Source organism: Paraburkholderia hospita, from assembly GCF_002902965.1.
GTDB lineage: Bacteria > Pseudomonadota > Gammaproteobacteria > Burkholderiales > Burkholderiaceae > Paraburkholderia > Paraburkholderia hospita.
In genome coordinates this window covers 947,782-960,924 of the sequence record NZ_CP026106.1, presented here as the reverse complement: position 1 = coordinate 960,924, position 13,143 = coordinate 947,782, and the positions used below count along the sequence as shown (strand labels likewise).

Below are 13,143 nucleotides of genomic sequence, written 5' to 3'. Positions count from 1 at the left end.
GCGGCGGGGGAATATCCGGCGCGGCATGCTGTAACGCGGGTGCGTGAAGCGGGTGAGGCGTCAATTTAGAGCGTTGGCAACAACCATGAGTCACGTGATTGCCGTGTGAAGTGCGGGACCGGTTGGGGGCCCTCGGGCAGGAAAAAGAATTAGCGGTGTGAGCCGCTTTCTTTTGCCTACTTTTCTTTGCGGCGGCAAAGAAAAGTAGGTGCCGCCCCGCACAGGGGCGACGCTTGAAGCGCGAAGGCAAATCGCGGATGCCAGCGAAAAGACAAACCGCGGACACCAGCGCAAAGGCAAAAAAACCAAACCGCCGCAAAGGCGCCCTAATTCCGCCAATTAGCCTCATAAAACCTAACATACCCGCTGCGCAGCACAACACACTGCGCCCGCGTCTCCGACAACAACCGCCGCGTAGCGGCCTCAATCCTCTCGCGATGCGTCGAAAACGCACCCATCATATCTTCGAGCCGCGGCGACGCGGCCCCAAAGTGATCTTCGAGAGCCTCGGCGGTGATCGTGCATTCCACCCTCTGCCCATCGACCATAGCCGGAAACGCCAGAGTCAGCTCGCGCCCCGAGTACTCAGGGACCTCTTTCGGGAAAATGATCTGCATGGGAACACCTTGGTCGAACGACACACCGCCGAGGACCGCGCATGCCCCTGTTCGAGCCTCCGTTATGGATCGCAGCGCGGGCTGTCAGCCGCGAACACACGCCTTTATCGCGCGCGCCCGCAGTTGATTCCAACACTGTAGACGACTTCCGGCGCGCCGCAAGTTTTGTTTCGCCACACGCCAGCATGGTGCCGCCATGCACTGCGAAACGGCACCTAACCCAAACAAAAAGGCGTCACCAACCCCGGACAATTGCCCGCGCGACAACCCTCAAAAATGCGGCAGTGCAGCGTAACGACGCGCCTGAAACCTAAAACTGAGTCGGCAAATGAGGATGATGTTCGTGTGGCCCGACATCGTCGGCGGGATGTTCGGGCGGCGTCTTGCCGGGAAGATCCCGGGGCCACAGCGTCAGCATCGTCACGCACCCCACGATGCTGACCACAATCGCGATCACGCCCATCCAGATCTCGTCATTCAGGTAGTACAGCGAACCGTGGATCGACAATCCAATGCCGCCCAGTGCGATGAAGATCGCAACCGTGGCGAGGACGACTCTCAACTCCATGCGCACCATGACGTTCTCCTCGAAATGGCGCTGTCCGGGACTAACGAACGTGGTCCCAGCGCGGCACGCAGCGCGAACGCATGCCTGTCTACGATCATTGCACTTCTGTACCAGAAGGCAAGCGGAACACGCGCCGCGCGTCCTCCTGTAAGATGGATCGGCATGAGTCGGCACAGACCGACGGCCTCCCCGGCTGGCGCAGCCTGACTGCGCAGCTTTCATCAGGCATGCGGTGCTGCAGTGCAAAAAGCGACCACTCGCTCGATTTGTCTGCACGAAGCAGCACGCAGAATGCACAACATCGGAGACATGCAGTGACCCAACGTTCCGTCACGCCGTCCGTCACGGGCCGCGCCGATGCGCTCGCGCAGGCGCATGCGCGCTCGCGCGACTTCGGCCTGCGCGCATCCGAGGCGCCCGACTTTCATCCGCTGCGGCCACTCGCCTTGCGCGATCTCGTCGACTGCAACCGCTCGCTGTATGCGCACGCCTTGCCCGTGATGGAAACGCTGCATGCGCAGATCGTCGATACCGACAGCATGGTGCTGCTCACCGACAGCAACGGCGTGATCCTGCATAGTCTCGGTGACAGCGATTTCGTCGAGAAAGCGGAGCGCGTCGCGCTGTGTCCGGGCGTGTCGTGGTCCGAGGCGCATCGCGGCACGAATGCCGTCGGCACCGCGCTCGCCGAAGGCCAGCCAACCGTCGTGCACGGCGGCGAACATTTTCTGCAGGCCAATCGCATCCTGACCTGCTCGTGCGCACCGATCGCCGATCCGTACGGCCGCACCATCGGTGCGCTCGACGTGAGCGGCGACCCGCGCGGCTTTCACAAGCACACGCTGGCGCTCGTACGCATGTCGGCGCAGATCATCGAAAACCAGTTGTTCGCGAACCAGTTCGGCGATGCCGTGCGCGTGCGCTTTCATGCGCGCAGCGAGTTCATCGGCACGCTGTTCGAGGGGCTCGCCGCGTTCGGCGCCGATGGCGCGCTGCTCGCCGCGAACCGCAGCGCGCTGTTCCAGTTCGGCCGCCCGCTCGACACGCTGTTCGGCCAGCCCTTCGAGATGCTGTTCGGCACGGCATTTCCAGCCGCCCTCCAGCAGGCGTTGCGCGCGCCGGGCGAATGCCTGACGCTGATGCTGCCGAGCGGCGTGCGCGTGCTCGCGCGCGCCGAATACGCGGCACGCCCCGCGTTTTCCGCAGATTCAGGCGGCCCGCGCACGGCCACGGCATCGCCTGTTGCGCCGACGTCGGGCAAGCCGCGCGCTGCCGCCATCACCTTCGCCACGCTCGACACGGGTGACGCACGGATGGCCGCCGTCCTCGACCGCGTCGAGAAAGTGCGCGGCCGCGACATTGCGCTGCTCGTGCTCGGCAAGACGGGCACCGGCAAGGAATGGCTCGCGCGCGCCATGCACGAAGAATCGCCGCGCCGCGCCGCGCCGTTCGTCGCCGTCAATTGCGCATCGCTGCCCGATACGCTGATCGAAGCGGAACTGTTCGGCTATGAGGACGGCGCCTTCACGGGCGCGCGAAAGCGCGGCAACGTCGGCAAGATCGTGCAGGCCGACGGCGGCACGCTCTTTCTCGACGAAATCGGCGACATGCCGCTCGCGCAGCAGGTGCGTCTGATGCGCGTGCTGCAGGAACGCTGCGTCGTGCCGCTGGGCGGCACGCGCGCGGTGCCCGTCGATGTGCGCGTCGTCTGCGCGACGCACCGCAACCTGCGCGCGATGATCGAAGAAGGCACGTTCCGCGAAGACCTCTATTACCGGATCAACGGCCTAGTCGTCACCCTGCCCGCGCTCGCCGAGCGCACCGATCTGCCCGTGCTCGTCGAGCGGATTCTGGCGCGGCTGCGCAGCGACGAGCCCGACAGCGAGCGGATGCCCACGCGCGTGTCGCAGGACGCGCTCGAATACTTCACGCGATGCCGCTGGCCGGGCAATCTGCGCCAACTGGCAAACGTGCTGCGCACGGCGGGCATCATGGCCGAAGGCGCCGCCGAAATCGACGTCGAGCATCTGCCCGACGATTTCCTGCACGACTGCGAGCCAGCAAGCGACGAGCCGTTGCGCGCGCTGCCTGCCGTCGAGTCGTCCGCGCCGTCGCGGCCCGCGCGCATGGAAGAGTTGCAGGCGACGCTGATCGAGCAGACGCTCGCGCGCAACAACGGCAACATCTCGGCGGCCGCGCGCGAGCTGGGTCTCGCGCGCAACACGGTCTACCGCTACATGCGCATCCGCACGACCCACTGAACGCCCATTCCGCTCCCCTGCCCGCAGCGCGCCGACCCGCGCTGCGTTAAGCTTCGTCCTGACCCCACCAAATACCGACCGACTCCGGTCGCGCATCGACGGATGGCCACCCGGCACGAACTCAAACGCTTTCGCACGAACCTCGCCGACGAACTCGACAGCGCCGCGCTGTACGAAACGCTGTCGCGCGTCGAAAAAGATCCGCAGCGCCGCACGCTGTTCACGCAACTCGCGAGCGCGGAACGCGTGCACGCGAACCTCTGGGCGAACAAGCTGCACGCGAACGGGGCGCGCGTGCCGCCGCACCGCTACAGCGTCAAGACGCATCTGATGCGCGGCCTGATTCATACGCTCGGGCCGAAATTCGTGCTGCCGTCGCTCGCCGCCGCCGAGTATGCGGACCGCGACAAGTACGCGAACCAGCCCGACGCCGCGCAGCTATCGAAGGACGAGCAGCATCATGCCGCCGTGATGCAACAGATGGTCGCCGACATCAAAGCTCAGAAAACCCTGCCGTCGAAAGGCGCGCAGATCGCGGCCGCCGAGTCGTGGCACAGGAACGTGACGTCGGGCAACGACCTGCGCGCCGCCGTGCTCGGCGCGAACGACGGTCTGGTGTCGAACTTCTGTCTGATCATGGGCGTCGCGGGCGCGGGCACGGGCAACAAGGCTATCCTGCTGACGGGGCTGGCCGGGCTGATTGCCGGCGCGTGCTCGATGGCGCTCGGCGAGTGGCTGTCGGTGACGAATGCGCGCGAACTCGCGCGCACGCAGATCGCGAAAGAGGCCGACGAAATCGAGCACACGCCCGAGGCCGAGCAGCACGAACTGGCGCTGATCTTCCAGTCGAAGGGAATCGACGCCGACGAAGCGAAACGCGTCGCCGCGCAGATCATGCGCGACAAGCAGAAAGCGCTCGACACGCTGACGCGCGAAGAACTCGGCCTCGATCCGGCGGAACTGGGCGGCAATCCGTGGACGGCGGCAGGCGTGTCGTTCTGTCTGTTCTCGCTGGGCGCGATTTTTCCGGCGATGCCCTTTCTGTGGACGCACGGCACAGCGGCAATCGCGCAGTGCGTCGCGTTGAGCGCATTCGGCCTTGCCGCTGTCGGCGTCTTCACTTCGCTCTTCAACGGACGCGGCGCCGCGTTCTCGGCCTTCCGTCAGATCGTGATCGGGTTGATCGCGGCCGCCTTCACGTTCGGCGTCGGGCGGCTTCTCGGCGTATCCATTTCGTGAGCGCGATGTCCAGCGAAGAACCGTCCCGCAGCGCGCCGCCGCATGAATCGAATGAAGAGCGGACCTTCACGGTGCGAGTCGAGCCGCTCGGCCGCACGTTCGATGCGCCCGAATCGCTCACCGTTCTCGAAGCAGCGGGTTTCGCGAATCTGCATCTGCCGCGCATGTGCCGCAACGGCACCTGCCGGACATGCCTGTGCAAGCTGGAATCAGGCAGTGTGCGCTACACGGTCGAATGGCCCGGCGTTAGCGCCGAAGAAAAGGCGCAGGGCTACATCCTGCCGTGCGTGGCCGTCGCGCAGAGCGATCTCGTGCTCGACGCGCCCGACGCCGCCGATATTCCATCCGCGCCGACTACGCCGCCCATCAGGCGCTTCTAGTCGATCGGCGCTAGTTGATGGGTGCAAAACGCGGCACGGTCTGCCCTTCGTGCTCGATCATCTCGAAGAATACCGACGCCGGCCGCGTCCAGATGGTGCCGTTGTCGGCGCGATAGACGATCATCGTGACGCTCGGGTCCGATTCGAGCGTCGCCTCGCAGATGAACTCGTAAATGCCGCCCTTGTAGTGTCGATAACGTACGGTCACAGTCGTTTCCTCACAGATGCATGATTGGACAAAAGCAGCGCGAGCGGCACGCAGCCGCACGCGTCAGCTCGCGCCCTCTTTCATCTGCTTCAGGTGCTTATAGACTGTTGCACGCCCCATGCCAAGCACGTTCGCGACATAGTTCGCCGAGCTTTTGCCGCGAAAGGCGCCTTCCGCATAGAGCGCTTCGACCAGTTCGCGCCGGTGCTCGCGCGTGAGTCCGTTGAGACCGACCTGCCGCTCGCGCAGCCATCCGTGAAGGAACGTGTTGATGCGCTCCTGCCAGTCGTCGCGGAACAGCTCTTCCGGCTGTGCGACGACGCCCGCGCCCTTGATGAACAGATCGAGTGTCGAGCGCACGTCGTCGAACACGGCGATGTTGAAATTGATGCACAGCATGCCCGCCGGCTGGCCGTTGTCGTCGAATAGCACGTTGCTCACGCAGCGCATCCGGCGGCCGTCCCAGTTGAGCTTCTCGTACGGGCCGATCACGCGCTCGCGCGCCGAATGCTCGGTTTCCTCGAGCGCGGAATCGTCGCCGATTTCCCGCTTCGACAGATTGTTCGCGAGATACAGCACGGTCTGATCATGCAGATCGTGGATCACGACTTCCGCGTACGGAAAGAACAGCGCGGCGATGCCGTCCGCGATGGGCGCATAGCGGGTCAGCAGCAGATCCTTGACGGGGGACGTATTCTTCTTGCGCATCGGCGGGCAGGGGCAGTCTTCGCGGGGGTATTCATGATGCCGCTGCGGTTGTTACGCTCGACCCGCAGCGGCGGCTGATCGCCATTGTAGCTATTGTGCCTGGTCTCCACGATCCGTCAGATGGCGGTAGAGCTCGCTGGCGATCGCGACGTCTTCGAGGCCGAGGCCGATCGAGCGGAAGAACGCGTGCCGCGCGTACGCGGGCTTCTCGCACGTACCTGCCAGCAGCGACGGCAGATCGCCCTTCACTTTCTGCGGCGACCAGCCGTGCTGCGCGGCGAGCTTCATTTCACCGGCGCTCGCGGGCGTCGTCGCGCGATAGTCGCAGTAGACGTCCATCTCCGGCAGCCACGCCGGATCGATTTCGTGCGCGTTCACGGCATTCGTGCTGATCGACGTGATGAGTGCGGGCTTCGTCAGCGCGTCGCGCGGCAGCACGGGCGTGCCCGACGACGTGCACAGCATCACCACGTCCGCATCCTTCACGCACGCTTCGATGCTCGCGCTGGCTTCGGCACGCGCATCGGCGGATTGCACGGCGGCGCGCTTCGCGTCGCTGGCGGCGAGATCGGGCGAATACACGCGAATCGATTCCCACGCGCGCAGCGGCGCGACATGCCGCAGATGCGCGAGGCCAACCGCGCCTGCGCCGATGATCGCAAGCCGCTTCGCATCGGCGCGCGCGAGCTGGTCGACGGCGAGCGCCGTGGTGCCCGCCGTGCGCTCGGTGGTGAGCAGACCGGCGTCGCACCACATCAGCGGCTGGCCCGTTTCCATCGACATCAGCGCGGTCCAGGCGGTGATCACCGGCTTGCTGCCCGTCACGATATACGGCGACAGCTTCGCGCCGAACACCTTCGCGTCGGCGAGCACACCAAGATAGGTAATGAAGTCGCCGGCGCCGTTCGGGAACAGTGTCAGCGTTTGCGGCGGCTGCACCGCCTCGGCGGAAGCGAGCGCGCGAAACATCGCGGTCAGCGCGCGGCGCACGTCGAGCGCGGGCAGCGCGGCACGGACGGCCAGTTCGTCAACGGCGAGTGGCAAGGCGGTCATCATCGAAATCATCTCCTCAGTCGACGCGTGATGCGTCAATTGCAATTCCTTTCCGATCGACGATCCGACCGAAACGTAGACTTATAGTCTACTTGAGACTTTGCCAATTTGGACAGAAAAGTCTCGTTTTGGACGTGTGCAGCGTGCGCGAGGTAACCGGTATAGATAGACTTTTCGCGGCTCTTGCCCTTTCTGTGCAAGGCTCCGGAACAAACAGAACGGCATTTTTGATCACTGGACTATCGTATTCCCTATAGTCCATACTGGACTTTCAGTCTATATTTCAACTGCACCGCCGCTAGTCGCGCGTGGTCCGATCATCAACGACAGGAACCGTCATGAACCTGAAGCTCTCCTTCGCCGCCGCCGTCCTCGCCATGACGGCGGGCGCCGCCTGTGCGCAATCGTCCGACACGTTGCGCTTCGGCATCGAAGCCGCCTACCCTCCGTTCGAAAGCAAGACCGCGTCGGGCCAGCTCGAAGGCTTCGATGTGGAGGTCGGCAACGCGGTCTGCGCGAAGATGAAGGTGAAATGCGTGTGGGTCGAGAACGCATTCGACGGGCTGATTCCCGCGTTGCAGGCGCGCAAGTTCGACGTGATCAACTCGGCGATGAACATCACGGCCAAGCGCAAGGAAAGCATCGCGTTTACGCCGCCCATTTACGTCGTGCCCATCGTGATGATCGCGAAGCGCGGCTCCAATCTGCTGCCGGACGTGAAGAGCCTGCAAGGCAAGCACGTCGGCGTGCTGCAAGGCTCGTCGCAGGAAGACTTCCTGAAGAAGCACTGGGCGAATGCGGGCGTGCAGATCGTGTCGTATCAGGACCAGGATCAGGTGTACGCGGACCTCACCGCGGGACGTCTGGACGCCGCCGTGCAGGAAGCGCAGACGGCGCAAGATGGTTTCCTGAGCAAGCCGGCGGGCGCGGGCTTCGCCATGGTCGGCGAGCCGCTGAAAGATCCGTCGACGCTCGGCGAAGGCACGGGCTTCGGTCTGCGCAAGGGCGACAAGGCGCTGCAGGCGAAAGTCGATGCCGCGCTCGCCGAACTGAAGAAGGACGGCACGCTGACAGCGCTGTCGCAGAAGTACTTCAAGCGCGACATCATCGCGAAGTGATACGCTGCTGAGCCAAAGCCGGCAGCGTCGAAGCCGGCCCCGGCGATCCGATGCGCGAGCGCGTGGTGACACGCGCTCGTTGCGCTTCTGACGCATTACTCAACATCACTTCAAACGTTATGGATTTCGACGTCATCGTGCTGGGCGCGGGCATCGTCGGCGTGTCGTCGGCGTTGCATCTGCAGGATCGCGGGCGGCGCGTCGCGCTGGTCGACCGGCGCGCACCCGGCGAGGAGACGAGCTTCGGCAACGCGGGGCTGATCGAGCGCTCGTCGCTCGTGCCGTACGGCTTTCCGCGCAAGATCGGCACACTGCTGCGCTACGCGCGCAACCAGTCGACCGATCTCTACTGGGACTATAAAGCGCTGCCCGCTTACGCGGCGTGGCTCGCGCGCTTCTGGTGGGAATCGTCGCCGCAGCGGCTCGCCACTGCCGCGCGCGACCTGACGCCGTTGATCGGCGCATGTGTCGATGAACACGACAAGCTGATCGCGCGCGCGGGTGTCGGCCAGCTCGTGCACGACGGCGGCTGGATCGAGGCGTTCCGCACGCGCGCCGCGTTCGATAGCGAAGCAAGAGCATCGGAAGATGCGATCCGCGAGCATGGACTGCACGTGAGCGTGCTCGACGCGGCTGCGCTGCATGCGCAAGAGCCGTCGGTGGGCGAAGGCATCTGCGGCGCGATTCACTGGAAGGACCCGAAGAGCGTGCTCAATCCGGGCGCGCTGGTGAAAGGCTATGCGCGGCTTTTTGAGGCGAACGGCGGGACTTTCGTCAATGGCGATGCGGCGACCTTGCGGTCATCGGGCGATGCGTGGACCGTCGAGACGCAACACGGCACGGTCAGCGCGAAAGAAGTCGTGCTCGCGCTCGGGCCCTGGTCCGATACCGTGTTCGAGCCGCTCGGCTATCGCATTCCGCTGCGCGCGAAGCGCGGCTATCACATGCACTATCGGCCGGCGCGGCAGATGCTGTCCGTGCCGATCGTCGATACGGAACGCGGCTATGTGATCGCGCCGATGGAAGGCAATCGCCTGCGCCTGACGACGGGCGTCGAGATCGCGGAGCGCGGCGCGCCGCCGACGGGCATTCAGCTCGAACGCGTCGAGCCGCTCGCGCGTGTGACGTTTGGGCTGGGTGAGCGCGTCGATGACAAGCCGTGGCTCGGGATGCGGCCTTGCACGCCGGATATGCGGCCTGTGATCGGGCCGGCGCCGCGTCATCGTGGGCTGTGGTTCGCGTTTGGGCATAACCATCATGGGCTGACGCTTGGGCCTGTTACCGGGCGGCTGCTCGCGGAGATGATGACGGGGGAGACGCCGTTTGCGGATCCGAGGCCGTTTCGGGTGGAGAGGTTTGGGTGAGGGGCGGTTCGGTTTTGGTGTTTCGGCCTTTGCGTCGGCATCCGCGTTGTGGTTTTTTGCTGGCATCCGCGATTTGCCTTCGTGGCGCGGGCGGTTTGGTTTTTATGGGTTTTCGCTGGCATCCGCGATTTGTTAGCGTGCTTCACGCGTCGCCCCTGTGCGGGGCGGCACCTACTTTTCTTTGCCGCCGCAAAGAAAAGTAGGCAAAAGAAAGCGGCTAACACCGCCAGTTCTTGTGTTTGCCTGAGGGCCCCCACAGGGTCTTACACTTCACACGGCAATCACGTGACCCATGGCCGTTGCCAGCGCTCTTGCGGTGCGCCTCACCCGCTTCACGCACCCGCGCTGCATCATGCCGTGCCAGGTAGTCCACGGCCGCCCAGGTGGCAAACTGTGTGTAGGCCCCTTGTGCTCCACACGCATCACTTCGGACCGATAGCGCACGCCTCGATGTAAGAGCGCCGAGCTATACGACGCGACAACCTACACACAGTTTGCCACCTGGGCGGCACATACCGTTCGCTGCCGTGAGCCCTAGTACGGGTGTTTGAAGCGGGTGAGACGCACATTCAAAGCGTTGGCAACGCACGCAAACAGAAAGGCTGCCGTGTGAAGTGTAAGACCCTGTAGGGGCCCTCAGGCAAGAAGAAATGTTGGCGGTGTGAGCCGCTTTCTTTTGCCTACTTTTCTTTGCGGCGGCAAAGAAAAGTAGGTGCCGCCCCGCACAGGGGCGACGCTTGAACGGCAAACACCGTAACGCGGATGCCAGCGCCAAACACAAGCAAACCAAATCGCCCGCGCCACGAAGGCAAATCGCGGATGCCAGCAAAAAAAACAAGCACACCACCTGTTCGTCTGAGCCTTCAGACCACATCTACCCTGAACGCCGCCGTCAACTCACTCAACCGCTTCGCCTCATCCGCAAGCGCGGCCCCCGTCGCCGCGTTCTCCTCGACCAGCGCCGCGTTCTGCTGCGTCACTTCATCCATCTGCGTGACGGCGAGGCTCACTTCCTTGATGCCATCACTTTGCTGCTGCGACGCCGTCGCAATCTCGCCCACAATCTTCGCGACCCGAGAAATCGCGGTCTCGATATCGCGGATCGTGTCGCCCGCGCCCGTCGCAATCTGCGCACCGTGCGCGACGCGCGCCGTCGAATCCGCGATCAACACGCCGATCTCTTTCGCCGCCGCGGCCGATCGCTGCGCGAGGCTGCGCACCTCGCCCGCGACGACCGCGAAGCCGCGCCCTTCCTCGCCCGCGCGCGCCGCCTCGACGGCCGCGTTCAGCGCCAGAATATTGGTCTGAAACGCGATCCCTTCGATCGCCGTGATGATGCCCGTCATCTTCGACGAGCCGGCGTCAATCAGATGCATCGTCTCGACGAGGCTGCCGACCGCTTCGCGCCCATGCGCCGTCATCGATGATGCGTCTTCGGCCAGCTTGCTCGCGTGCTGCGCGTTCTCGGCGTTCAGTTGCACGGTCGACGTCAGCTCGTCCATCGCCGCAGCCGTCTGTTCGAGCGACGCGGCCTGCTCCTCCGTGCGCTGCGACAGATCGAGGTTGCCCGCCGCGATCTGCTGCGTCGCGGCTGCGATCGAATCGGAACCCTTGCGCACCGTCGTGATCGTCGCGCCGAGCTTGTCCTGCATCGTCGCGAGGCCGTGCAGCAGCGTGCCCATTTCGTCCTCGGAACGGATTTCGACGCGCGTGCGCAGTTCGCCCGATGCGATCGCGTCAAACTGGCCGAGCGCGTCACGCATCGGCGACATAATCGCGCGGCGCAGCGCCCGCCAACTCAGGAACGCGACACCCAGCCCGACGGCGATGCTCGCGATGCACGCCATCAGCAGCGTACGGAACGTCGCGGAAGAATGGTCGGCGGCGGCTTGGGCGGCGTCGTCGAGATACTTTTCCAGCGCGCCCTGGCTCGCGTTCATCGCCGAGTACAGGCCGATCAGATGATTCACGCGGCTCTCGTCCATCCAGCTCGTGTCGCCGCCGCCGATCGCCTGGATCAGCTGGTCGATGCCGTCGCGCAGGACGGCCGTGCGTTTGGCGTCGAGATCGTCGGTGAGGATTTGCAACTCCGGCGTCTTCGGTAGCGCGCGGAAGTCGGACCATGCCTTGTCGGCGTCGCCGAGCAGACGCTTCGCACGGTTCAACTGCTCGCCGAGCTGCGGCGAATGCGGATTGCTCATCGCCCAGTCGAGGCCGAAGCGCGCCCGCGACATCGCCGTCCCCGAGCGGCCCAGCGCAACCACCGACGCGAAATTGACCTCATACCCGTCGCGCTGCGCCTGGTTGCTTTTCGCCATGCCGAAGATGCCGAGCGCGCCCGTCGCGATCAGCAGCACGCCGAGGAACGCGATGGTCGTCGCGATCCGGGCGTTGATGGTCAAGCTCTTCATGTTGTCTGGTCTCTCGCTGTCTTTCTGTTTTCGCCGATGAGTCGGTCGCTTTTTGTTCCATATGTAAAACATATATCCTTATATGGAACTTAAAACGAGTGTAAGGCGAAAAAAATGAGCAGACCACTGCTCATTCAGCGTGCGTTGCAAGCCCGCGACAACGGATCAACCGGCCGCCATCACCCCGGCGCATGCATATAGAACAGCAGCAGCGACAGCGAAACGAGCGACCCGAGCGTCGATAGCAGAATGGTCTGCGACGTGATGTGCGCCTCGCGTTCATAGAACTCGGCAAGCATGTAAGGACCTGTGCCCGTCGGTAGTGCGGCGAGCAGCACGGCCATGTCGACCATCGGCACAGGCAGCGCGAACACGCGCGCGGCGATCCACCATGCGAGCGCAGGCTGCGCGATCAGCTTGATGGCCGTCAGCACGAACGACGTCACCGGCTCGGCCGCTTGCTCCGCCGGCGTGCGCTTTTCCGCGAGGAACAGCCCGAGGCTCACCAGCGCGCACGGGCTCGCCGCGCCGCTCAGCAGTTTCAGGAAGGTCTCGACGCTATGCGGCAGCGTCACATCCGCGCTCGCCGCCAGCACACCGAGGATCGGCGACGCGATCAGCGGATTCCTCAGCAACCGCCACACCACTTTCGCGCCGAGCTTGTGCGGCGTGCGCTCGGTCTGCAAGCCGATCTCGATCAGCACGATCGCGAGCGCGAACAGTACACAGGCGACGATGATCGTCGCGATGGTGGTCGGCGTGAGGCTCGCGTTGCCGAACGCGAGCAGTCCGAGCGGAAAGCCGATGTAGCCCGTGTTCGGATACGACGCCGCAATCGCGTCGACGCTTGCATCGGCAAGATGCCGTCCGCTCGCGAGCCGCGCCAGCAGCACGACCACGAACACGCCCGCGCAGGCAATCGAGAACGTCGCGATGAAGGCGGGCTGATCGAGCTGATGCCAGGTCGAATGGGCCATCGTGTCGAACAGCAGCGCGGGCAGCGCGAGCCACACGACGAAGCGGTTCAGTTCGGAAGCGGCCGTGGGGCCGAGCAGGTTGCGGCGGCGGCAGAAAAAGCCCGCGAAGATCAGCGCGAAGACAGGCAGCAGGATTTCGAGCGTGGACAGCATGAAGTTGCGGCAACGAAGGTGAAGAGGACGGAAACGCGCAAGGGTAAGCGTTTACACCTATACAATCCAATGCCGATTCAAACCCT

Annotated in this window: 12 protein-coding genes; 5 read left to right on the top strand and 7 right to left on the bottom strand. The window is 64.4% G+C overall.

What is annotated here, in order from left to right; genetic code table 11:
* Nucleotides 1–326: 326 nt before the first annotated feature.
* Nucleotides 327–617 carry a DUF1488 family protein gene (locus C2L64_RS22725; RefSeq protein WP_007745759.1) on the bottom strand — a complete coding sequence of 97 codons (291 nt, stop codon included), beginning with the start codon at nt 615–617 and terminating at the stop codon, nt 327–329.
* 310 nt (nt 618–927) lie between these two features.
* Entirely contained in the window at nt 928–1,194 is a 267-nt protein-coding gene (locus C2L64_RS22720) for a DUF2964 domain-containing protein (RefSeq protein ID WP_090837269.1), read from the bottom strand.
* A 305-nt stretch (nt 1,195–1,499) separates the two neighbouring features.
* Between C2L64_RS22720 and C2L64_RS22715 the strand changes: the two genes are divergently transcribed.
* From C2L64_RS22715 to C2L64_RS22705, 3 genes are all read left to right on the top strand, one after another.
* Nucleotides 1,500–3,446, top strand: coding sequence for a sigma-54-dependent Fis family transcriptional regulator (locus tag C2L64_RS22715; protein WP_009769664.1), 1,947 nt, complete (start codon nt 1,500–1,502; stop codon nt 3,444–3,446).
* A gap of 102 nt (nt 3,447–3,548) precedes the next feature.
* Nucleotides 3,549–4,685 carry a VIT1/CCC1 transporter family protein gene (locus C2L64_RS22710; protein WP_007745773.1) on the top strand — a complete coding sequence of 379 codons (1,137 nt, stop codon included), beginning with the start codon at nt 3,549–3,551 and terminating at the stop codon, nt 4,683–4,685.
* 5 nt (nt 4,686–4,690) lie between these two features.
* The gene (locus C2L64_RS22705; RefSeq protein ID WP_007745775.1) at nt 4,691–5,065 is read left to right on the top strand and encodes a 2Fe-2S iron-sulfur cluster-binding protein; all 375 of its coding nucleotides are present in this window, start codon (nt 4,691–4,693) and stop codon (nt 5,063–5,065) included.
* Nucleotides 5,066–5,075: 10 nt separating this feature from the next.
* Here the strand turns inward: C2L64_RS22705 and C2L64_RS22700 are convergent, their stop codons facing one another.
* From C2L64_RS22700 to C2L64_RS22690, 3 genes are all read right to left on the bottom strand, one after another.
* Entirely contained in the window at nt 5,076–5,273 is a 198-nt protein-coding gene (locus C2L64_RS22700) for a DUF1653 domain-containing protein (RefSeq protein WP_007745778.1), read from the bottom strand.
* 63 nt (nt 5,274–5,336) lie between these two features.
* Entirely contained in the window at nt 5,337–5,981 is a 645-nt protein-coding gene (locus tag C2L64_RS22695; protein ID WP_007745781.1) for a helix-turn-helix transcriptional regulator, read from the bottom strand.
* A gap of 90 nt (nt 5,982–6,071) precedes the next feature.
* Nucleotides 6,072–7,037: an ornithine cyclodeaminase family protein gene (locus C2L64_RS22690; RefSeq protein WP_086910488.1), complete on the bottom strand. Its 966-nt coding sequence runs from the start codon at nt 7,035–7,037 to the stop codon at nt 6,072–6,074.
* 335 nt (nt 7,038–7,372) lie between these two features.
* Between C2L64_RS22690 and C2L64_RS22685 the strand changes: the two genes are divergently transcribed.
* Together C2L64_RS22685 and C2L64_RS22680 are read left to right on the top strand one after the other, a co-directional pair.
* Nucleotides 7,373–8,152 (top strand): ABC transporter substrate-binding protein, encoded by a 780-nt coding sequence (locus tag C2L64_RS22685; RefSeq protein ID WP_007745783.1) that lies wholly within the window; start codon nt 7,373–7,375, stop codon nt 8,150–8,152.
* Nucleotides 8,153–8,271: 119 nt separating this feature from the next.
* A complete protein-coding gene (locus tag C2L64_RS22680) occupies nt 8,272–9,516 on the top strand; it encodes an NAD(P)/FAD-dependent oxidoreductase (protein ID WP_090837267.1) in 1,245 nt (414 codons plus the stop codon).
* 863 nt (nt 9,517–10,379) lie between these two features.
* On the opposite strand, the gene C2L64_RS22675 is transcribed toward C2L64_RS22680, so the two are convergent.
* Nucleotides 10,380–11,927 (bottom strand): methyl-accepting chemotaxis protein, encoded by a 1,548-nt coding sequence (locus C2L64_RS22675; RefSeq protein WP_009769668.1) that lies wholly within the window; start codon nt 11,925–11,927, stop codon nt 10,380–10,382.
* 179 nt (nt 11,928–12,106) lie between these two features.
* A complete protein-coding gene (locus tag C2L64_RS22670) occupies nt 12,107–13,057 on the bottom strand; it encodes an AEC family transporter (protein WP_009769669.1) in 951 nt (316 codons plus the stop codon).
* Nucleotides 13,058–13,143 lie beyond the last annotated feature (86 nt).

Excerpts from the sequence above, each read along its gene's own strand:
- C2L64_RS22725 (WP_007745759.1), bottom strand. The coding sequence starts at position 617 with ATGCAGATCATTTTCCCGAAAGAGGTCCCTGAGTACTCGGGGCGCGAG.
- C2L64_RS22720 (WP_090837269.1), bottom strand. The coding sequence starts at position 1,194 with ATGGTGCGCATGGAGTTGAGAGTCGTCCTCGCCACGGTTGCGATCTTC.
- C2L64_RS22710 (WP_007745773.1), top strand. The coding sequence starts at position 3,549 with ATGGCCACCCGGCACGAACTCAAACGCTTTCGCACGAACCTCGCCGAC.
- C2L64_RS22705 (WP_007745775.1), top strand. The coding sequence starts at position 4,691 with ATGTCCAGCGAAGAACCGTCCCGCAGCGCGCCGCCGCATGAATCGAAT.
- C2L64_RS22695 (WP_007745781.1), bottom strand. The coding sequence starts at position 5,981 with ATGCGCAAGAAGAATACGTCCCCCGTCAAGGATCTGCTGCTGACCCGC.
- C2L64_RS22690 (WP_086910488.1), bottom strand. The coding sequence starts at position 7,037 with ATGATGACCGCCTTGCCACTCGCCGTTGACGAACTGGCCGTCCGTGCC.
- C2L64_RS22685 (WP_007745783.1), top strand. The coding sequence starts at position 7,373 with ATGAACCTGAAGCTCTCCTTCGCCGCCGCCGTCCTCGCCATGACGGCG.
- C2L64_RS22680 (WP_090837267.1), top strand. The coding sequence starts at position 8,272 with ATGGATTTCGACGTCATCGTGCTGGGCGCGGGCATCGTCGGCGTGTCG.
- C2L64_RS22675 (WP_009769668.1), bottom strand. The coding sequence starts at position 11,927 with ATGAAGAGCTTGACCATCAACGCCCGGATCGCGACGACCATCGCGTTC.
- C2L64_RS22670 (WP_009769669.1), bottom strand. The coding sequence starts at position 13,057 with ATGCTGTCCACGCTCGAAATCCTGCTGCCTGTCTTCGCGCTGATCTTC.